12 protein-coding genes and 1 pseudogene are annotated in these 20,934 nt (G+C 56.9%); 6 read left to right on the top strand and 7 right to left on the bottom strand.

Annotation, left to right across the window (positions count from 1 at the left end; genetic code table 11):
• The first annotated feature begins 46 nt into the window (after positions 1-46).
• The 4 genes and pseudogenes from DID96_RS28705 (at position 47) to DID96_RS28690 (ending at position 2,505) form a co-directional block, all read left to right on the top strand.
• Positions 47-460, top strand: coding sequence for a MarR family winged helix-turn-helix transcriptional regulator (locus tag DID96_RS28705; RefSeq protein WP_124602608.1), 414 nt, complete (start codon positions 47-49; stop codon positions 458-460).
• Between the two features lie 20 nt (positions 461-480).
• Positions 481-936, top strand: a pseudogene (locus DID96_RS28700) (chloride channel protein); the annotation flags it as partial.
• A 366-nt stretch (positions 937-1,302) separates the two neighbouring features.
• A complete protein-coding gene (locus tag DID96_RS28695) occupies positions 1,303-1,770 on the top strand; it encodes a helix-turn-helix domain-containing protein (RefSeq protein WP_185732386.1) in 468 nt (155 codons plus the stop codon).
• A gap of 633 nt (positions 1,771-2,403) precedes the next feature.
• On the top strand, positions 2,404-2,505 hold the full coding sequence (locus tag DID96_RS28690) for an HNH endonuclease (RefSeq protein WP_124602606.1): 102 nt from the start codon (positions 2,404-2,406) through the stop codon (positions 2,503-2,505).
• 7 nt (positions 2,506-2,512) lie between these two features.
• Here DID96_RS28690 and DID96_RS28685 read toward each other — a convergent pair whose 3' ends face one another.
• Positions 2,513-5,137, bottom strand: coding sequence for an AAA family ATPase (locus DID96_RS28685; protein ID WP_124602605.1), 2,625 nt, complete (start codon positions 5,135-5,137; stop codon positions 2,513-2,515).
• A 764-nt stretch (positions 5,138-5,901) separates the two neighbouring features.
• Between DID96_RS28685 and DID96_RS28680 the strand changes: the two genes are divergently transcribed.
• A complete protein-coding gene (locus DID96_RS28680) occupies positions 5,902-7,689 on the top strand; it encodes a chloride channel protein (RefSeq protein WP_124602604.1) in 1,788 nt (595 codons plus the stop codon).
• A 390-nt stretch (positions 7,690-8,079) separates the two neighbouring features.
• Positions 8,080-9,222, top strand: a complete 1,143-nt coding sequence (locus DID96_RS28675) for a hypothetical protein (protein WP_124602603.1) — start codon at positions 8,080-8,082, stop codon at positions 9,220-9,222.
• Between the two features lie 62 nt (positions 9,223-9,284).
• Here DID96_RS28675 and DID96_RS28670 read toward each other — a convergent pair whose 3' ends face one another.
• The 6 genes from DID96_RS28670 to DID96_RS28645 all read right to left on the bottom strand — a co-directional run bounded on the left by DID96_RS28670 (position 9,285) and on the right by DID96_RS28645 (position 20,796).
• The gene (locus DID96_RS28670) at positions 9,285-10,361 is read right to left on the bottom strand and encodes a PIN domain-containing protein (RefSeq protein ID WP_221624618.1); all 1,077 of its coding nucleotides are present in this window, start codon (positions 10,359-10,361) and stop codon (positions 9,285-9,287) included.
• A gap of 241 nt (positions 10,362-10,602) precedes the next feature.
• Positions 10,603-10,914 (bottom strand): hypothetical protein, encoded by a 312-nt coding sequence (locus DID96_RS28665; RefSeq protein WP_124602602.1) that lies wholly within the window; start codon positions 10,912-10,914, stop codon positions 10,603-10,605.
• Between the two features lie 126 nt (positions 10,915-11,040).
• Positions 11,041-12,354, bottom strand: coding sequence for a hypothetical protein (locus tag DID96_RS28660; protein WP_124602601.1), 1,314 nt, complete (start codon positions 12,352-12,354; stop codon positions 11,041-11,043).
• Positions 12,355-12,617: 263 nt separating this feature from the next.
• A complete protein-coding gene (locus tag DID96_RS28655) occupies positions 12,618-16,235 on the bottom strand; it encodes an SIR2 family protein (RefSeq protein WP_185732385.1) in 3,618 nt (1,205 codons plus the stop codon).
• Positions 16,236-16,762: 527 nt separating this feature from the next.
• Positions 16,763-19,225, bottom strand: a complete 2,463-nt coding sequence (locus tag DID96_RS28650; RefSeq protein ID WP_124602599.1) for a hypothetical protein — start codon at positions 19,223-19,225, stop codon at positions 16,763-16,765.
• The gene (locus tag DID96_RS28645) at positions 19,222-20,796 is read right to left on the bottom strand and encodes a hypothetical protein (protein ID WP_124602598.1); all 1,575 of its coding nucleotides are present in this window, start codon (positions 20,794-20,796) and stop codon (positions 19,222-19,224) included. Before DID96_RS28645 ends, DID96_RS28650 begins: the two co-directional genes overlap by 4 nt.
• Between the last annotated feature and the right edge of the window lie 138 nt (positions 20,797-20,934).

The raw sequence follows: 20,934 nt of genomic DNA, 5'->3' as shown, positions 1-20,934 counted from the left end.
GCTGTGATATATTTACAGGCTACCGTGACCGATTTCCCGAACGAAGATGACTGATTCCCGACGCGCGCTGAACAAGTCCGACTTCCAGCAGCTTTCCGAATTCCGCTACCAGATGCGCCGCTTCGAGCGCTTCTCCGAGCGCGCCGCGCAGAGCGAAGGCGTGACGCCGCTGCAGTACCTGCTGCTGCTGCACATCAAGGGCTATCCGCAACGCGAATGGGCGACCATCGGTGAACTCGCGGAACGCCTGCAGGCGCAGCACCACGGCGTCGTCGCACTCGTGTCGCGCTGCGAGGCGCTCGGCCTCGTGAAGCGCAAGCCGAGCGAGACGGATCGCCGCCAGGTCGAGGTGCATCTCGAGCAGGCCGGCGAAACGTTGCTCGCGCGCCTCGCTGCGATGCACCGCACCGAACTGAAGTCGCTCAAGGGCACCTTCCAGGTTCCCCAACTCGATTACTGACTCTTGCTTTCGCCACACCGATGAACGCCCCGCACAAACGCGATTTCTCGACCAACGACCGCCTGCCCAGGATAGCACTGCTCGCCGCCGTGATCGGCGGGCTCAGCACGCTCGCCGCATTCGTGCTGTTGAGCCTGATCCACCTGTTCACGAACCTGTTCTTCTTCCAGCAGTTTTCGTTCGCCGACCGCTCGCCCGCGGGCAATACGCTCGGCGCCTGGGTGATCGTGGTGCCGGTGATCGGCGGGCTGATCGTCGGGATGATGGCGCGCTTCGGCTCCGAAAAGATCCGCGGCCACGGCATTCCCGAAGCGATCGAGGCGATCCTGTTCGGCAAGAGCCGGATGTCGCCGAAGGTCGCGATCCTGAAGCCGCTGTCGTCCGGCGTCGTGATCGGCAGTGGTGGACCGTTTGGCGCCGAGGGGCCGATCATCATGACGGGCGGCGCACTCGGCTCGCTGCTCGCGCAGTGCGTGAAAAAAAACCCGAAAGTAGTTCTACATCCGCCTTTTCTGGGTTTTTTTGCTAGTCAAGTCTAGCGTGCGACAAATTGGCTAAAACCCTTGCTGTAAGGGGCTAACGGCCCAAAAATCTCGCCTGTGCGCCCGCGCCACGGCCCTATCACGCACCATCTTTGTGCAATAAACAGGGCTTCAAAAAAACCCAGTTCTGCCGGGGTTCCGCCGTTGACCATCCCGCCCATGAGTTTCACTCATAAATCAGGAACAGGCGGCCACCCCCTACTTCGTTTGCGCCTGTATTGACAGAGTGCCAGTAACCAACTGTTCGGTAGCGCGATCGGTTAGGATACGGGCGTCAGAATTGATAACAAAGTGTCAATCTTGAAGGCTACCGACCATCTTGAGGGGCGTCAGGTTGTGTCGTCGCGCGTCATTGCTATCAGGACAGAGTTGGGCCTGTCGCGGACAGAACTTGCGGAATCAGCAGGAATAAGCCGCAACTCGCTTTTCTTGATAGAGGCACGCGCAGCGAACACTCGATTGGACACGATAATTCGGCTGGCAGTCGCACTGAACGTCGATATCTGTTGCCTGCTTTCCAAGGATGCTGGCGTCACGAAGCCCCGGAGACGTAAGAACGGAATACGCGCGACGCTCTCAGAAAACCTCGTCACCCTTCGTGAACGCTTGGACCTTTCACAGGAGGGGTTGAACCGGTTATGCGGATTCGTTCGTGGCTACGCTTGGGTGCTTGAGAGTACCGATCAAGACGTCTCGATCAATACCCTCGATATTGTTGCCAGCGCCCTCAATGTACCGCTTTCGCTGTTGTTTGAGAGCACGATCTAGTGAGGCACGCCGTCACCCTTCACACGGGCCCGCTGCGGCCATCTACAGCAACAGCATCGGCTTGGTGGTCGGCCCATCAGATTTTTTGTGGCGTAATAGATGCAGCGGTGTCGAATGGCCCCGCGACAGCACTGTGAGCGGAACACGGGGGCTTCCATGATCAGAGACTATAGGCCGCTTGGTCGCTACTTTCGAGCACTCACCACAGATTCGGCTACGCTTTCCTTTCAGGAAATAGAGCACATCCTCGGAGCGACGCTCCAGAACGTTGCCCGGCGATCCAAAACGTTCTGGCAGAACTCGAATCCGGCGCGACTTGAACCGGACGGACATTGGTGGACGTACGAGTGGATGAACGCCGGCCGCTTTTGCGCGCCGATATCCATACTCCCTTCGATGAGGGCCTACTTTCGATCGACGGTCAGTACCACGTCCGAGTATGAGCTACTTTGCGACATTCCGAGTGTTGGTAGTTCGACGGTAAAGTGTTGCCACTCCCTGATCGTTCAGCCGACCAACCATCGCGCCAGGCAGTAGCACGGCGGCGCCAGAAGTTCATCGAGCAAGAAAGTAACGGCAAACGAGGCATTCTCGCCGAGGCCCCTCGAAACTGACTGGCAACCACGCATCGACATGAAACGCTGCATTTACTGTCGACAACCGGTCGACTCATCACGGCTCACGCTGGAACATGTCATACCGCAGTTCCTCGGAGGGGCATATCGTCCTCGGTGACGGGCGTTCACACCGCTCGCGCGCCAAACTCTTTGACCCATTGCGCCAACAACTCATGGTCCTTCTCAAGCGTCTCGATGTCGGGGCATTGTGCCGGCAATTCCCCCGACTGCGAATGCTCGAACACCGAGTAGCGAGTCATCAATTCATCAATCATCGCGCAGTCGGCTGCGTGGATTTTTGCCAGCGCACCGATTCTTCCTTGGGTCGTAATGCTCCGGCGAAAACGCACGATGATCTCGTTGAGGAGTATCAATTCGACGCAGCGTTCGACGAGTATCCGGAAGTCACTACAAAAGCTCTTCGCACGTTCCTCATACGCCGCGACGTCACCTGCCGCATATGACTTCCGTAAGCCCTTTAGCGTTTCATCCCTAAGCTTGTTCAATGCCTTCTCAGGCTTTGTATCCCGAACACTGAAATCGGCGATCAATCCAGCACTCTTGCCCAAACGACGCAGCGAAGTCGTTTGGAGTTCGACAGGCGACGGCTTCTTTTCGAGGTCGGCCTGAACCTTCAATTTTCTGACCACCGTTTCGACCAACGCAAGTAGCGAAAGTCGGTGAGTGAATACGATCACTTGGCGCTCTTGCGCAAGTCTCACGAGTCGTTCGACCACGTGCTCCTCGAAATCCTGGTCAAGGGACGAAATCGGGTCATCAAAGACAAATGGCGTGAGATTGCCGGATCCCGCGATATCAGCAAGGAAGGCCGCCAGCGCAATGATTCTTCGTTCGCCCTCACTCAGTATCGCTTCGGCCTTAACATCATCGCTAGCCTCTTTGATGGTCAAGGTAAACGTAACCTTCCCCTTACCTTGCTGCTTACTTCGCGGCTCTACAGGCAGGCGGCCCCCCCCCAATGCCTTCAGCTCCCAGGAGAACCGGTCCTGGTAACCACTCTTAAGCTCCTGCTCGGATAGCTCCGTATTCTTTTTCGTCAGCAACCCGGTTGAGGTGAGCGTAATGGCCTTGGTTAAGGCTGCCATCATGTTTAGTCTATTTACCTCAACCTCAATCGCTTCCTTTTCACGCGATAGCCATTGAGTTCCGAGAAGTTCTTGCACGCGCGCGGTCAGTTGCTTGCGCTTCCCGTCCTGCAGCAACTCCATCAGCGCCTTCTTCTCGCTGTTAAGCGCGGTCGTAACCGTTGCAACACACGCTTCAACGACATTCCAGTCAATCGGAGGCAGCGCAGCAATATCGACTGCAGTCTCTGCGGCGTTGCGCCGTGCCAACAGTACATCGAGCCAGCCCGACGCATTCGCCTCGTCGAGTTTGATGGCTCCGACGCTTGCGACCCACGCCTCGCTACTCGGCAACTTCGGTAGCCCCTTGACGGAATCGCTTAGTTTTCGTTCTGCTTCCTTGGCGTCTTTCTCCAATGCTCCTTTCACAAACGACTCGAAGCTTCTAAGGCGAACTCGCGCGTCAGCATCAAGCTGCTGTTGGCATAGGACGCATTTAGCATCACCTTCAGTGTTCGGATATTCGCTTTCCTTGTATGCATGCGAAAGAGAGTATTCCCGTGCCTTCTCCCAAAGCTGCCGCCATGATTCCTGCCCTACGCCGTCCAGCGGAGCGCCGGCGAACACCTTCGCCGCATCCTCAGTTGCGAGCTTTCGTTTTTTCTGCGCGTCCACTCGCGCGCCCACTATCGCTGCCAGCTTGTCGTCACCCAGTTCAGTTTTCCACCCTTCAACTAGCTTCTGAACGTTGCCGACTGCAACAATTTCTCGCTCAATTGTTTTCACTCGTCCCGGGATGTCTTTTTCGGCCAGAGTTGCTTCGCCGGCGATGCGCTCCTGATCCATCTCGTCGGTATACCGACACGCCCCTTCGATGGCCGCAGCACTCGTTCCCGCCTTCAATCCACTCAGCCACTTCGCGGCTGGTGTCTCGGCCAGGTCAGCCGGAAACTTGGGCAACGTCGACTGCAATTTAGCCTTCCGCTCATTCAGCTCGGTCGCCACGTTGTCGCAAGTTTTGATGAGCGAAGAAATGAATCTCATCCGCGAAGGCTCGTATGTCGCTTCGTTCTTCGGTCCGAAGTAAAGCGATGCGACACTCGAGTCGAACACGTGAACGTGACGCAGTGCAGGGACTGGACCACGAGAAAGCGTCCACTCGCCCTCCCTTTCAACGTCTCCGGCACCGATAACAACACGAGCGGAAGGCTCTGGGTTCTTGTCGTCGAAGACGTTACCGAGCAAATCTTCCTTCGCCCTGGAACCGCAGATCTGCTTAATCAACCGCGAGAAGCCACTCTTGCCAGAACCGTTTGAGCCGTAAATTACCGTGATGCCTTGCGCGGCAAATTCTAATGTGGCGCCAGGTTTGATGGCGTTCACGCCGGAGATGTCGCTGATTTTGAGCAAACGAACCGGCCTTTGACTGGCGGCCTGCGCGATTGAGCCAGGTGCAACTGCCTCAAAGGAGGGGTTTGGCTGGTTAGACGCCTCCGCTAGGCACAGATCGGCGAGGTGGCAGATCGTCTCCGCGTCGGGCATCGACCTACTTTGAACCATCTTGGCAGCGGCCGTCTGCAGCCACTTATGCCTTTCAGATAACCATTGCTCGATTGGATCAGCCTCTACAGCCGGGAGTTTTGCCCCATCTTTTTCGTCTTGCATAGGTCTCTCACGTTGTATTAGCGCGGGCCCTCCGCGCTTTCTTCTTTTCGCAGCTCCCATTCTAGCCCTGGAATTGCCTCGTGCTGAAAATATCCGTTGACATTTATATGTTCGACAAGGCCGCCGAATCGCGCACATCTGCAGCTCTGACATTTGCAGCAACTGCTTCTATTCCCAAGAGCTCCCCTATCGATAAGATTTCTTGCGCTCGTCCGCCCTCCTCGGACCCGCCGGTCAAACGTCAAGCGCGCGAGCACAGTCTCATCTTTCCCCGAGCCACCCTCTCTCCGACCTTCCACACGCACATCTCGCTCAGCGGTATCTACGTTGCAATCTCGACTACTCCCCCGCGTCGCCTTTTTGTGCCGCCACATGGCAGTCGGCTCGTGCGCCAATACGTTGTAGCAAACCCGCAAACCGTAACGAGAAGCGTTCTTACCGGCTCGACTGCCTCATATATCCACGCTCCCGTCCCGTTGCAGGGCGATCAGGCCCAGTCCGCCTTGTCCTAACGAGCCACCGCCCATCCGAAACCTATGGCACAAATTTATATCACAATGAGATATAATTTATCGCTGCCACCGGTGACTTGGTGCGCCTATCGTGGTCGCAGATCGCCCCCTATTTTCTTGATGGCTGCGCCACCGCCGGGCGAGTCGTGGTTTGCATGGCCACAGTTACCTACCGCAGTGCGTCAATAGAGCCGATACGATTGATTTGAATTGACGCGTCGCTACGCTTAACGCTTTCCGGATTGAACCCTCATGAGTCACCTAGACGCCCACAAGCGCGATTTCGCCTCGAACGCGCGACTTCCGGGCATTTCAGTATTGGCAACCGTCATCGGCTTGCTCGCCACGCTCGCGGCGATCGTCTTGTTGAGCCTGATTCATCTGTTCACGAACATTTTCTTTTATGGCGCGTTCTCGTTCGCGGACCGCTCCCCTGCGCACAACACGCTCGGCGCATGGGTCATCGTGGTGCCGGTGATCGGCGGGCTGATCGTCGGGATGATGGCTCGCTTCGGTTCCGAAAAGATTCGCGGCCACGGCATTCCGGAAGCGATCGAGGCGATCCTGTTCGGCAAGAGCCGCATGTCGCCGAAGGTCGCGATCCTGAAGCCACTGTCGTCGGGCATCGTGATTGGCAGTGGTGGACCGTTTGGCGCGGAGGGGCCGATTATTATGACGGGGGGTGCAATCGGATCGCTGCTTGCACAATTCGTGAAGCTCACGGCTGCCGAGCGAAAAACATTACTCGTTGCGGGTGCAACGGCAGGCATGACTGCTGTGTTCGGCACGCCGGTCGCGGCGGTATTGCTTGCCGTTGAATTGCTGCTGTTCGAATGGCGCCCACGGAGCTTCCTGCCCGTCGCACTCGCATGCACGGTCGCTGGGTTCGCGCGAGTGGTGTTCTTCGGCACCGCCCCGCTATTTCCTCTAGAAACTGCGCCAGCTAGTGCGGTATCACTGTTCTCGTGCTTAATCGCAGGCCTCCTCTCCGGCGCGCTTGCGTCCGGATTGTCAGCTGCGCTCTACAAGGTTGAGGACTTGTTCGGAAAATTGCCGATTCACTGGATGTGGTGGCCGGCATTGGGCGGCATTGCTGTCGGCATCGGCGGTTTTATCGAGCCGCGTGCACTCGGCGTGGGCTATGACGTGATCGGCGACCTGCTGCACCAGCACATTGCGTTACAGGTTGCGCTCGCGCTGCTGCTCGTCAAGGCAGTGATGTGGGTGATCGCGCTCGGCTCCGGCACGTCCGGTGGCGTGCTCGCGCCATTGTTGATGCTTGGCGCAGGGCTTGGCGTTGTACTTGGTCATGTCTTGCCTGGCAATGAACCCGCGCTTTGGCCTCTCGTCTGCATGGCAGCGACGCTCGGCGCGACGCTTGGCGCACCATTGACGGCGATCGTGTTCGCGTTCGGCCTCACACACGACACGAACGCGCTACTGCCGCTGCTCGGGGCGACGCTCGTCGCGCATGGTTTCGCGACCGTCGTGATGAAGCGGTCGATCATGACCGAAAAGATTGCACGCCGGGGCTATCACATTTATCGGGAATACGGCGTGGATCCGCTCGAGCGCCACTACGTTGATGAGGTCATGTCCCGCGACGTCGAGGCGATTGATGCCGCCACTACGGTCGGTGATGCTCTTGCAACCTACTTCGGTAATACGCAAACACGGCGAGCATGGCCGGTCGTCAGTGCCGGCTCCGTAGTCGGCGTCGTAGATCGAGCAATTCTCGACGCTGTGAGCGAAGACGCAAAACACATGACGCTCAGATCACTGTTTTCTCAGCGCGCCCCTGACGTCGCCCTGGCAGAGGAAACTTGCCGACAAATCGCAACTCGGCTGGCAATTCACAGCCTCGAACGCCTGCCCGTGGTAACCGATCGTGCGTCCATGAGACTTATTGGCATTGTCTCGCGCAGCGACCTCGTTAAGCCAGCGCTCGCCCATTTTGACGAAGAACACAAGCGCGAGCGGTTCCGGAGGATCAAGCCGAGAATTGGGAAACAAAAATTCCCTCCCGTCCGTTCCAACTAGAAGTGGGTAGATCGAGGCTTGACAGAACCCCACCCAAGCCACGGCGGAGAAGATGGATGCGTGTGATACAGGTCTGATGAGCTTGATCGGCGTCAATGGTCCGCCCCACGTCAGCGCTCGCGAATGCACCGGCTATGGCAACAAGGGAATTCCCGGAACAGCCGCGAGCACCCTGTTTGACCTTTACCACTACGGATTCGGTGGTAAGCGCTGCCCCAGCACCGTCTGTTCATGACGGCCCTTTGACGGCAATCGGGTTCCCACTGCGGTAGGCATCATTGTCGTTTGAGTCGTTAGAAACGCGCCTGTCCAAACCAGCAGGTGCTGCCGTGCGCAGCGTAGGTGTTCTGTCGCTGCCGGCCTCCCACTTAAGGCACCACGCACTTTCCGATGAGCGTCGTCATGTCGAATCACCCAATAATCGAGTGCCCCGAGCTGCCCAGTAGCGAGCCGACAGGGGTATTGAAATACATCGAGGTTGATCCAGCAGGAGCGCCCACGGGGCGCAGTGCCACGTTCGTTGGAGTCGAGTTTCAACCGCTCCGATATGCTGACCTACTCGACAAAAGACTGGGCGATAAGGTTGTCATTCCTTTGATCTGGAAGGATGCCCGTGTTCTGGAGAGTACGATCCCAGAAATTACCGTAGACGAGATCGCTTCCGGTAACTCTGTATTGGAAAGTGTCTACTCGACACGAGCCATCGGGCTCGTCAGAGGTGGTTGGTTGCCATCCTGGCTCGCGCACCGAGACAATATGGTGGTTCTCCTCGACCGATGTACCGTCAGCGAACTGGTGAGCCGATTCCGAGGCGGCGAAAAGACGAAGGACGACGACCATGACTTTCTCGACTTCTTTCAGGGCGAGCGCGTTCGGATCAACCCGTTACTCTACGCTTTGGAAGGAAACCGCCGGGAGAGTCCGAGTCCAGAGTTCGTCGAGGAGCAATGGGAAGAGGCCTGCCGCAAGATCAAGGCTGCGCTTCCCTTGGCAGAATTGACCCCTGACAGCAAGGGTGGGCTTCAAGGTGTTATCGGCCTTCTGGAGGACACCCGGGACAGTATGGTGCGCAAGGAGCGGTTCCTGCTCCGCGTCGCCCCATGCCTGCAAGCGCCTGTTAGTGCACGTCGCAGGCAGAATCTCTGGAGCGAGGTGCTTACAGTTGCCAAGGAGTGCGGAGTACCTAAAAAATCGCTCGTGGTGCTAGCGGCGCTGAGTGCAGTTTGCTCTGCCAACGGCGCAAGTCCGGCCAAGCGCCTGCTCAAGCCATCGGCGAGCTACACCGCGCAGGATGCCTATAACGCTTTAGCTGATTTACGTTCGCTCGAGGTACTGATGAACCTGTTTGCGGTTTTTCCCAACGAACGTCTGATGCTCTGTACCGGGGACAAGAACCTCGCACTTTTCTGGGCGGGAATGCGCGCCTCGAACTTTGTCTGGTCTAACGACCATGTCAGCTACACGCTGTCTCCTGTCGACGCCCTCCTGCCCAACGTTACCCCGGACCTTTTGAAGGCCTTTCTGGACCCCTAAGGAGCGGTGGCTGAGGGTGGATAGCTAACACCGCAGCAGCGACGGCCGGCGACAAATAAGAGTCACTTGTATGTTTCGTATCGCTCGATCTGAACCCACACAAAAGAACTATCCAAAAAACTCAGGTTATCGAGCGCAACAGGCTTACCTGACTCATCGACCGATAGGCTCATCGAGAACTCAACCTCGAACTCAACCTCGGTCTCGCCGCTCACGTCCTGATGCGGTATAGCGATTTTGTCCTCCGAGTCCCAAGACGCGGTATCCCAGTCGGGGTGAGTAAATGCCACTTCGGCCGTTACCATCGCATAACCCACGACGAGAATTTGCTCCTCGTTAACAAAGCGAAACGCCTTGAATTGATCGAGCGTCACGTCCGTTACCGTCGACTCGTCAATCTCTGCGTCGGCGACGTCCGAAACCTGCAAGCCCCAACTAGATACTTCATCATCGAAGCGGGAAACAAGTTCGTCGTGGTCCGCTTCGAAGAACCCTTGCACGTCGGGCGGCTCAATTGCCAGTCCCAACTCAGCGAACAATTCTGAAAACGTCTTTACGAGCTTGATGTTGGTCGTGGCCGCGACTGGTGCAGCATAGTCGCCGTCCGACGACACGATAATAATCGGCGATTCTGCGCTGGCGAGTTTCTTCAGGCATTCAAAGATGAACGCGTCGGGAAACTGATCCTTCTTTCCTTCGCCACTGAAAAAGCCCTCTTTGTTTGCGTATGCCGCGAACACATCAGAAGGCTTTACATCGTCGATTGAAAGAATCTTGGCCTTGAGTGCCTTGAACATTTTCTCCGTAACAGCGTGATGTTTCTTGCTCAGCGCGGCTTTCATGTCCGCTTTGGTGACCGCTGGAAATTCTGCGCCGAGCACATCACTCAGGACTTTTCGAATGTGAGGGCGCGCGAAGTCCTTAACCAAATCGAGGTCGTTCTCGGCGTGCTTCTTTGCCACTTCCGTCATGGTTAGATCGGTCGTCAGAACGGACACCAGTCCAGCATCAACCAGATCAACCATTCGCTCGATGATCGGGCTTCCCTCTTTACCTTCCTGAATCACGACATTCGCGTCCAGAAAAATTTTTTGCGGCGAGTTAGTCATCTTGGCGTGTGGATAAAAAGCGCGCTGCAATCACGGCGCGCCATGAATACAGCCACTGTGAAAAAACCGGAGGTGGCACTGTGACAAACCACAAGGCTGGCCCGAATGGAAGTAAAGGCGAACCCCAGCCCGAATGATAGCACTGCCTGACGGGCAGTTCAGTCACGAGTGAAGCCCTTCCTCTTGGGTCATGTCCATAGTTCGCTTGGTACATTGCGGGGCCTATCTTCGTTCTAGAAATCAACGCGAATGGTTCCGTCGCTTTGCGTCGTTAGAACGTGACGCTCAGTGCCGTTATTGATAGGTCTTTCGTTTTCCCCCGGTAATATGGCACGGTTTCTTGGCTCTGATGTGCTTTTTGCTTGTCGGAGACAATGGCGAGATAAGGATTGCAGCCGTAGTCTACAAACAGCGGTTCGAACAGGCCATTCACTCGGCCGAGATGCTTCCATAGGACATCCAGCAGGTTCCGGGGTGGGCTAGCCGTTCGAATGTCGGCTTTGTCGGAGCGGCGAGCGGCGAGCGGCAACCATTGACCGAACTCAGAAGTTCGGCGCTGCATGTCGATCTTGCGCCGCAGCATCAGCCGGCAACTTCCGCAGTCGCGCGCCACTTCCCCCACTTCAGACCGTCGGCTCGGTGCGACCTCAACCGAATAAGGCGCTCTCGACACCGTGCATACATGGTGAGAGGCAAAAGGCTCTCTCAGCTACGTTCGACAAGGTGTTTCACCCTCATCGTTCTGCGGCTCCTCACTGGTAGGCTCTGCCGGCCACCACGCCGGCGGCCACGAGCCCCAAAGCGGTGCCGACAAGCACCGCCGCATGATTGCGTCAACCGGATTATTTGCCGCGAGTTCGCCCCTCACCACGTCGAGCCATACCTTGAGGCGCTCATCGAAGGGAGGCACGAAGTCCGGAATACTCTTTTCGAGCCGATCCAGGAATTCTTTCAGCTGTCGAACGCGGGCATCGGCCTCCATCATCAAGAACGCCTGCTTCACCTGCTCTGCTCTGGCCGTGCGACGCTGCTGCTCCTGGCGCTGCAGTTCCGCGTCACGTCGCGCCGTCTTCTCCTTGGCCTCCCTTTCCTTGCGCAGTTCAGGTTGCAGACAGGCCAACTTGAACGCCGTACGAACGATCTCATCCACCTTCGCTTGCAGTTTTTCCTGAGTCCCCTGCCACGCCTTGCTCGCCTGATACTCGGTCCCACGGATGCTGACTGTGAAATTGCCTGACGGTCGCGTTTCGTACTCGCTTGCCCAAGAAGTCTCACGCCGTTTCTTCTCTAGCTCATCAGGCGATAGTCGAATTCGACGATAACCTTCGGAAAACGCTAACGTCAGTGTCTCGCCATTGAACTTCATTTCAACAGCCGCTTCACGCGTTGCTCCGGCAGAGCGCTCCTCCGTTTTTTCTCGTCGGGTTATGACCATTCCACCATCTGTCAGCCCGCGCAAAACGGTCGCATGAAATCGTAGAACCCACTCGATGGACTCAAGAGAGGCGTTGATATCAAGGCACCCACGGTGCAGGAGATGATAACGGCCGTGTTGCGCCGGCGGCGGTCGATCTCTCGGATCATCTATTCGCGCGCCGCGATAGCCTGCACGCGTGGCTTTCTCAATCAGACGCGGAATGCGGTCGCAATATCGTTGCGTCGCCTTCACAAGAGGATGAGCACCTTCCAGATCTGCTGCGAACTCAATCGGTTCGCTAGCCTGGGCCTGCGCAGCTTGTGCCTCCAACGCTTCGGCTCTTCGTTTCTGAATTTCGGCCTGCCGAGCCAGCTCTTCCGGGTCAAGCACGTCGAGCCTGACATGAACATCGAGCTCTGGGGTGGGCAACGGAATTCGTGAGGGTTTTTGCCCTGCCTTAAGCTTCGCCCAGTAGCCCCTGGGCGGCACCGGGATAGCATGGCGGCGGCAAATCTTGGCCAATCCTACGTCCGAAACGCCGAACTCCCGCGCAAGTTTCGAAATCGGGGCCGACCAGACCTTGTCGTACAGCTCGCTGCGCTTCATTGTTCCTCCACGTGGATTGACCTCGGAGTCGCCGCGAAATCGTGACCGTTGTAGAACTCCACGGCGCCGGCACACACCGCGCGGCAAACGCCGCCTAGATACACATTGAGGTGGCCGCGTCCCGGATGTCCTGCTTTTGCCCAGCCACCGGTCGACGAAAGACAAATTCCTGCGTGGTACGGCAACGTTCGGGAGGACCTTGGGGCCGCGCCTGCTTCCCAAAGGTCGGCTTGTCTGAGCTTGCCATTGTTCTCGTCGAGGCACTACCTGGAAAGCAGGCCCGCTAGGTCTCGCCATGCCTTATGTGTCCTCAGACTTTCGTTTGCGTCGGCAATCAAATTCAATACTGTTCCAAGCTGGAACGGGACGCTTGATGTGTCGAGGCGGATAGTCTTCGTTAGTACAGCAAGAGTCTCGGTGGGCCACCGCGCAGCTATCGAGGTTCCGTGTCGCTCGTCCAACAGACCAAAAATCACCGTGTCAGGATACTCAACGAAAGTAAGGTACTCCTGGATGGCATCCACTACCTCAGGGAATTTGTCGCGCATTTCTGTAGCAAGGCGAGCCATGGCCTCGGACGTCGAGCTCGTTCGATAGGCCACCTCTCTGGGCCACGCTAGCTTAAAGAAGCCCTTTCCAAACAATTCCCAGTTGTTTTCGACCGGTACGATTTGCTCAACCACCCACAGTGCGGCTTGACGACCAGATTCGCTGCAGGTGCGCAGCGCGTCCCGGCATTCCTTGACGGTGACGTATCCGGCGTGTTTGACGCTCCAGAACGTTGCTTGGATGAGCATCTGCGCAAGCTTCCGGTCGGCTCCTTCGTCAAGGTGAAATTTTTCTGGCTGGCCTAAAATCATCAGGAAATCCTGCTTCACCGCTTTAAAAAATGCTGCCGGCGCAGGCACCTTTATCTCGGCGATTGCGCCTGCCCAAAGCGACTCAGACAGCGCGTCGTCGACCGAGAGGTGTGGCAAGATTTCACGCTTGAACCATCGAGAATCCACCAAGTACAAGAAATTTAGTTGTCTTCCAAGCAAGATGGCGGTGTGCGATGCCCCGTCTCCTGGAGCGCCTAATGCGCGCTCCACTCTTACGCGAAAACCTTCAGGGAAGGATTCTCCCTTGACAAACTTCTTGTCACCGAAGGTGTTGAACAATGCCTCCAGCAAGTGCCCAATCGGGCCGTTGATGGCATGGTCGACAGTTTTCGTTGACCGCGCGTTGCCTTTCGAGTCCGTAGAGCGTGAGATAGCGCTGGCGGTAGCCTTTTCTCCGCTCTGACAAAGGCTGTGGAATACCTTGTCCCAAACCGTCCCAAACTCTTCGGGCTGGAGTTGATACATGCGAAGGGCAAAACGCTCAATCCATCGCGTGACTTCATATCGAAGCTCAAACATGGCTTCCGTCGGCAAGTCAGCAAGCCGATGCGCGCAGGCAAGAAACAGCCGTTCCGAGGTCGCAGTTGGCCATGACGAGATTAGCTGACGCCAGAGGAAGACAGGATAATTCCCCCGTCGTCGCTCAATGGTCAGCGCAAGCAAAGCTTTGACCGGTTGGCTTTCCACCAGACCGGTGAAAGGGCGATCCTCGACGAAATCTTCGAACCGGAGCTTCGACATTTCGAGCGCGCGTGATGCAATCAATCCGTTTGGAAGGTTGCGAAGGTCGCTCGGGTCTTTACGCTGCTCTACCCAACCTGTCCGTCCGTCTGAGTCGTGATCCGCCCCAAGTTCATGCTCCGTTGGCCAATCCTTCGCGCTTCGAATGCGCGTGAGAGCTTTTTCGGCGCCCGGAGATAGTCGGCACCGGTTTCGTTGCAGCCACCCCAAAGCAATGCCCGCGTTGTACTTCTTGTCCGCCGAGTGGTCTTTTGGAGACTCGCCATCGTATTGACGACGACCTTTTAGGATGCGACGTTCGATACTGTGTCGATGCGTGCTTGAAAAGTCACCCCAACGCGCTCTTAGTAAAGGGAGCAACTCGCGTTTGGCATATGGACTCCAGAATATGTCGTCCGAAAATGCAAGGATGCTGTGCCCAACCGCCTGGCCGTCGAAGAGGTCACGCTCTTTCCAGAAGTGCATCCGGAGCCTTGCGAAAAAGTATCCATCTGCGGCCGGCCATGCATTCACCTCCTCTCGAAGAGAGTCCGGCGAGAGTTTACGAAGCCGCTCACATAGTTCGACAAACCACAAAAAGTCAGCGTCCAAACCATCCTGATGAGGGGGCTGCCAATTGCCTCTGATTTCCGGAGAAATCGCCGGCGTACGATAAAATTTATGAGACCCATGAGCGTCATCCAACAGACCGATGGCTCTTTCTAAAACTCCTCGCATGATTCTGACGACCGGACGAACATAGTCATCTGGGACATCGATATTGGCTCCGCGTCGACTGGGTGTCTGCACGTCGAAGCGGACTACCCGACCGATTTCAACAGGCTCTCCGTTGGCCGGATGCAGGCTGAGGTCGAAGAGAAAGGGGTGCGCGACCAGGTATGGCTGAGCGATGTCCTGGAGCTCACGCAGGACCGCGCCGGTCCATCCATCTGCGCGAATGCGTATCTGGAGGTTGACCCATTCATGGTTACTCGAGTGATTCGCAGAAGACACCAATGCCTCAAGGAGCAGCGACCAGACGCGTCTAGCTTCGCCGTCGAGCGGCGGCATAGTTGGGGCGATATGTGTAAGCCTGCGTCGGATGGCTGCGAGCATTTCGGGATGTAGCCCGCGCTGTCGCATGGCCCACCAGAGTGCGGCCGGCTGGTCCAAAACACGTGCAAACCATTGCACAAACCATTGGAGACGAGAGTTCAGTGGCAGTGCCCGATGGTACATATTCGAGATGCGGGAACGACCAGTCTCGGCTACGTCAGTGGGCAATGTGGAGAGAATATCCACCCCTTCCTGTACGGCACGAGCCTCACCGGAAACGTCGCGTGGTGGGTCATCATCGAGCCCGTATTGGTGATGGGGGTCTATGTCGTTCGGGCGTTGCGGAGGGCGAGCTTTTTCGACTCGACCATATCGAGAATACTTGTCGAAAACACGAAGCCACTCGGACGGAGGCGCAGGGGTGGCTTCCGCGAACGATTTGGCACCATCCGGTGTAGCAACAAGGGCTACGACCTGGCCTCGCTGGTATGCGGCTAGGTTACGCGGTGAAGAGTGTGCTAGCCGGATAACCTGTGACACCCATGCGCTTTTATTGCTTGACCGGTTAGCCCAAGCGTCTAGCGTCGCCCATAGATGCGAAAATTGGTCAAAGCCAATCCCCACGATTCCCAATTCATTCCATTTCGCGCGGACATCTTCCGCTGGCCCCTTATCAAACGCATAGATAGTACGTAGCTTCGACGACGAACTCGTCGACAATCCTTCCAGCAAGTATCGAATGGGTGGGTCGCTCGCGGAATAACCCAGCAGGACCACCACTCTCCGTTCGAGGAGGTCGCGCATGAATTCTGTCGACCAGCCGTCTGCCAGATAGGCCCTGCCAAAATCTGCCGAACTGAGAATCAGGTTTCCACTCTCATCGTGATTGTGTGCGAGACGCCCGTGAAGATAGACGATACCGCGCGGTGACTCGTTGAAGACCATTGAAGGCAGGAGCGGGGAGCACCATCGTTGCAAACGACCCTCTACCTTCTCGAACATGAGGTCGAAGTTTGTCGTAACAACGAAAGGTTTGCCATCGGCATCAACTGAAAGCTTCAGTATAGACTCGTGATTGCGGGTGTCGGCGTTGCGAGGCGTTCTAAGTAGCCCCCTGACCTCCTTTTCGATGGTAGAGCGGGAGTATTCACGCTGTAGCATCCCGAACACCTGGTCCAACGGGGGCGCAAGTCCTGGATCGTTTTCACGTATCGCGTCTGCCATCGCCACGCCGGCCGGAGATGTCGGGGCAACGCCAAGGCTCGCCATGACTTGGGTGGTAAGCCGAAAGAAGCTTGGGAGGCCAACGGGCATCGAAACCCCCGCGCCGCAGAAGAATACGACTTCGCCACGGTCTTGATACGTGAGAAGCTCATTCGGAATAATTGGACCGTCAGCAAAGAATCTCAGTTTAGTCTCTCATGAGGTAGAAGCGTGGAGCGTAATTTTCCAGCACGCGAGATGCCATATAAGGGGGCGGAGTTCCGCTCGTGGGAGAAGCCTTCAATGTTGCTCCATCGTTCTTCCCGAGAAAGAAGTCGGAAGCCGTGAAAAAACTAAGGAAGTACGGTCTCAACGCGACCTACGGATTGTACTTCTGAGCGAAGACGCGCTCAGCCCCGATTACCGCCCCCCCCACCGTCGGATGACATACACCATGTGGTTATCAACATTGAAGACGGGAACGCAAGGTTCATCCCCGTTCGAGATGAGTAGCATCTGGCCAAACTCGTAAGTCCCATCGCTGAGCGTTACTCCCCGGAAAGCATACCCTTGTGGAGGGACCGCATTTCTTCCGGGTCCATGTCCAGACGCTTCGCGAAATGGTTCACGAGACTGTTGAACGTACGGGCGAACGCGTCACTTTCGAACTGTTCGTTGCTCATCCCAAGCATGTGATAAATCTGTTGGGGAAGCGTGCGCAGCTGGCGCCCGAGAATTCGCATGTCCTGTCTTTCGCCATGACGCCAGACTGCGATCCGGCAGGCATGAAGCGACCAGACGCATGTTGCCCAGCATTCAAGGATGTCCGACGGCATGCTGCTTTCTTTCGATACGATTCGAAGATACTGAATCACCGGCGCATTGGTGCTGAAGAATATGCCTAGCTGCGCGAGCATCAGCCGTGGCCAGCAAATGTCCCCTGCAGCGGGAAGCACAAGCCGAGATTTTGGGTTCGCGTCATGCTCCTTGAGCATGTCCGTCGGGGTTTTGCCGGTCGATGCCGATGCGATGAGCATGAGGACAACACGGAGACGAAGTACGTCAACTGTGGACGCTTCCTTTTTCTGCTTGAGCGTCCACAGATATTCCACGTGCTTGTGGACCGATGTGAGTAGTTCCGAGGTGTAGCGCTCTCGCTCATCGGCTTCCTTGCGCCGATCGTCAATGTCATTCTTGTCGCCGTCCGCTTGAAGCATCTCAGCTGAATTGAGCTCACCCTCGGGGTTCTCAGTTTCATCCCCTCGCCGGAAGAGGCGGCGAATCTCGTTTTCATCCGACTCCGAACTGGAAGTGGCTGTTTGGCGGTTAGCAATTCCAATCGAGCGATTCAGCAATTGCTGAACATGCCATAGCCCGCTGTCGACGAACAGACCCGGACCGTTGCCGCGTTTCTCGCTACGTGCTTTGCTCCCAGCTACAAACTCCTCATACGACAGGATTTTGTAAGCTCTTGGCTCCTCCGGAGCGTTTGGTCGTTCGGAACCCTGCTTGCCCCCAGCAGCGAACTCTGACTGAGGCGTTTCGGCTTCACTTTCGGCCAGGGCCAATGCCTGTATCGCTTCGAGCATGAAGACGCCGACTTCATTGCTGCCGGTCAGTCGTTCGACGGTTTCCTCGGCCCTTTTCCCACGAACATCACGAGCCAACGCGTAGATATCGTACGCCACGGTCACGCAGGCGAGCGCTGAGCGGGTGTTGTCCGGGTAGCGCACGCGTGCAAACGCAGGAAGATCGCCCACGACCCTGAAGCGCCAGACGTTCCGGGTTACCGCATCAAGTGGTTCGAGCCTCGCAGGCGATACGTTCCTGTCAAGATCGAACAGTTCCACGACGGTCCCTTCCGGGACGCTCTCCCTGCGTGGGCGCCAAGACATGATGTCTTCCCTGACTTCGAAGCCGCCGGGATTGCTCGTTCGCAGGGTCTCGAACTTCAGACTCTGCGCCAAAGCTTGAGCGGGCAGCTCGTCAATTCCGACCGGTGCACGATTCAGAAGCTCCGTCATCTCGAGCTCCTCGACGATGCTCGCTGCAGGCAATCGTCGGTAAAGACAAGCCTCATCGTTCAAACCACGGAAAGTTGCGGTCCCGAGAGCCGCCGCCGTACAGTTTGCGCTCCCATAGAGGACATGGTCGGCGGCCTCGGTTTCAGCCACGATCAGTTTGGCATGGACGAAACTTGAACCGGCCGCAGCCTCGATATCAATGACGTCTACATCGGTCAGATGCCCAAAGGCATGGGTCGGAAACAGTTTGCATTGAACGTCGACCAACAGCACGGTTTTTTCGGGCGTTAGCGCTTCAATGAGGGCTCGTAGAGCGGAAAGGTCAGCGTCCCAGTACGGGCTGACAACAATGAGCCTTTTGACGCGCGCACTCCCCACATTGCGCGTGAATCGGGTCCCAATACCCTCCTCGGCGTCGCTGCATAGGAATTGAGCAGCGCTACCGTCGCCCAGTTGGATCGGATCATCGGAATGCTCCGTATTAACCAGCCAACTCGCACGGTTGTGCATCCGCTCAAGTTGATGAGCTACTACGTCCCCCTGCGCACCTAGTCGGGAGCGCAAAAAGCGAAGTGCGCCGGCCACTAGTTGTGTTTCCCCGAGCAAATCCGGTCTCGCATCGACGACGCCGGCTACCTCAAGGTTTCCAGCGAGTCCTGGAGCAGTGATATTCGCTGAAGCCACAATCAATCGCGCCGCCTCCCGTCCAATCAACAATGTGAGCTTTGGATGGAACACTCGCGATGCCGATATCGCATTTGGGGTATAGCTTCGCCCAGCCTTGCGCGGCAATACCGAGGCGCCGTTCATAGCTTGTGTCATCATCCCCGCATCGGTTAGCAGCATTACATTGCGGCATCCCGTTGCTTGGAGACGAGGCAGGACGACATTCTCCCAGGCGGTGAAATCGATTCCGAACGTTGACGCAAGCGCAGTGTGAAAGTTGCTGCCCTTCACATGCTGATAGAGGGGGGTTCGCTGTTTCATGCTGCTGCCGTTATCACCGCGCGACCGTGCGGTGTGATTCCTTGTTCGGAGAGTAGATGGATGTCGCGGAGAAACGTGATGGCGGGCGACACTCTCGGATTCGTGAACACGGGCCCATCCTTCTTTCTCAGCTGCAGACGTCCATTGTCTACGTCGAGCAGAAAGGTATACGCGTTCTGGTAGCGCAGTTTCTGCACCGCAATCCATAAGTGACGACGGAGCACTCGCTCGGTCAAAAGCTCGGACAGCGTGTCGCACAACGGGTCGTCCGCACTCGCCTCAAGGAATGCTACCTCGGACAGCAATGTGCGGGAGATCTTCGGGTTCAGCTCGCCAAATCTTCTCGTAACAACATCATGATGACGCTCGAGCCGATGCTGCAACAGAGTCAGCAGGCGCAGCGCATCAACGGCGTAATCTGCCTTCGAACTACCCTTTGTCCCGTATCTCCCCCGCAGAAGGGCTTCAGCGAGCGTCCGTTCGCCTCCGGAATCATGGTCAGGTTCGATCTCGGTCGAGAGCGACTGGTTTGCAAATTCTCGCCACGTCTGGACCATACTTTCGACGCTTTGGAGTATGTCCTCAACAGCGTGTTGCACCAGCGATTCCATTGAGACTCCGCCCGGATAATCCGTTTCCAGCAGTTCGAGCAGGTAGCCTAGCAGTGCTTCGAGGCACACGTGCATCAGGTCATTGGCGTGGTAAAGCCACCACTCTTCCCTGCGCTGGCGAAGCTCGTCGCTTGCTAGCGATAGCGGCGTACCGTCGGATAGATTCCCGGTATACATCGCCCACCGAAAGGTGAGAACTTCCGGGAGCTCACCGCTCTGCGCCGCGAGTTCCAGAAGCAGGAGAAGTGTGTCCCGCCGAGCGGCGTGGCGCTTCGACTCCTGTACCTTGAGCAGAATTTCCTGATAACAGTTACGTTCGGCACTGTCGATACCAATCCGCGAAGGCGTAAGGGACGCCATCGATGCAAGCGCCGTTGTTGCCACGGACCGACTCATTATCGCTTCGCAGAAGGCATCGGCGGCGTCACCGCCAGCTTCTGCAAACGCGCGCGCGAGGCCTTCGCCCTGGTCCGGGCTGGGTGTCGGAATTCGATGTTTGCGGTTCTCGAAGAGAATCTTCAAATCGAAGAGAGGTGACCCGTACGCAGCACCGAACGCACCAAATGACTGCTGCAGATGGGGAACAGACGGACTGTCTGCAGCGCTCAGCGAAATGTCACCGTCGCCAGCGGCCGCGAGCTCCCGTTTTGCCCACTCCGACCCAGCGACACCATTTGAATCGTTTGCCGCGACAGCAATCAACGCATATAGGGCTTCCCCTCGTCGCAAGAAGTGGCGCCAGACTTCCGGGTCTTCACTTCCAACTCTTTGGGCGTATGTCGATGCCAGCCATGCATACAGCCCGTAGTACCGCATTCGGAGCGTCACGTTACCGAGGCCCGGTAGCAGTGATTGGTATAGCTCGATGCTTTGGTTCTGCATGCCAAGCGGGTCAAGTCCGCGTCGTTCACCAGACCCTGCCCACTGCGGCGATGCCGGCGCGCGAAGTCGCGTCTCCATTGTTGCCCTGCTCCCCGTAGGTACTGCCTTACCTGCTTGTTAGCTATCTGTAGGCTCGCTCCCCTTGCTTCCCTTTCGCAAGGGAATCTTTGAAGCGCATTCGCATTGTAGCGACTACATGTCGAAATTGGACGGGGA

It is taken from the genome of Burkholderia sp. Bp8963, from assembly GCF_003854275.1.
Taxonomy (GTDB): Bacteria; Pseudomonadota; Gammaproteobacteria; order Burkholderiales; family Burkholderiaceae; genus Burkholderia.
Note: the sequence above shows the minus strand (reverse complement) of the source record. Positions and strands in the feature narration are given on the sequence as shown.

Bases quoted from the DNA above. Each gene is read 5' to 3' on its own strand.
- DID96_RS28665 (WP_124602602.1), bottom strand. From the start codon at position 10,914: ATGCTGCGGCGCAAGATCGACATGCAGCGCCGAACTTCTGAGTTCGGT.
- DID96_RS28645 (WP_124602598.1), bottom strand. From the start codon at position 20,796: ATGGAGACGCGACTTCGCGCGCCGGCATCGCCGCAGTGGGCAGGGTCT.
- DID96_RS28675 (WP_124602603.1), top strand. From the start codon at position 8,080: ATGAGCGTCGTCATGTCGAATCACCCAATAATCGAGTGCCCCGAGCTG.
- DID96_RS28655 (WP_185732385.1), bottom strand. From the start codon at position 16,235: ATGGCAGACGCGATACGTGAAAACGATCCAGGACTTGCGCCCCCGTTG.
- DID96_RS28660 (WP_124602601.1), bottom strand. From the start codon at position 12,354: ATGAAGCGCAGCGAGCTGTACGACAAGGTCTGGTCGGCCCCGATTTCG.
- DID96_RS28680 (WP_124602604.1), top strand. From the start codon at position 5,902: ATGAGTCACCTAGACGCCCACAAGCGCGATTTCGCCTCGAACGCGCGA.
- DID96_RS28685 (WP_124602605.1), bottom strand. From the start codon at position 5,137: ATGCAAGACGAAAAAGATGGGGCAAAACTCCCGGCTGTAGAGGCTGAT.
- DID96_RS28650 (WP_124602599.1), bottom strand. From the start codon at position 19,225: ATGAAACAGCGAACCCCCCTCTATCAGCATGTGAAGGGCAGCAACTTT.
- DID96_RS28705 (WP_124602608.1), top strand. From the start codon at position 47: ATGACTGATTCCCGACGCGCGCTGAACAAGTCCGACTTCCAGCAGCTT.
- DID96_RS28690 (WP_124602606.1), top strand. From the start codon at position 2,404: ATGAAACGCTGCATTTACTGTCGACAACCGGTCGACTCATCACGGCTC.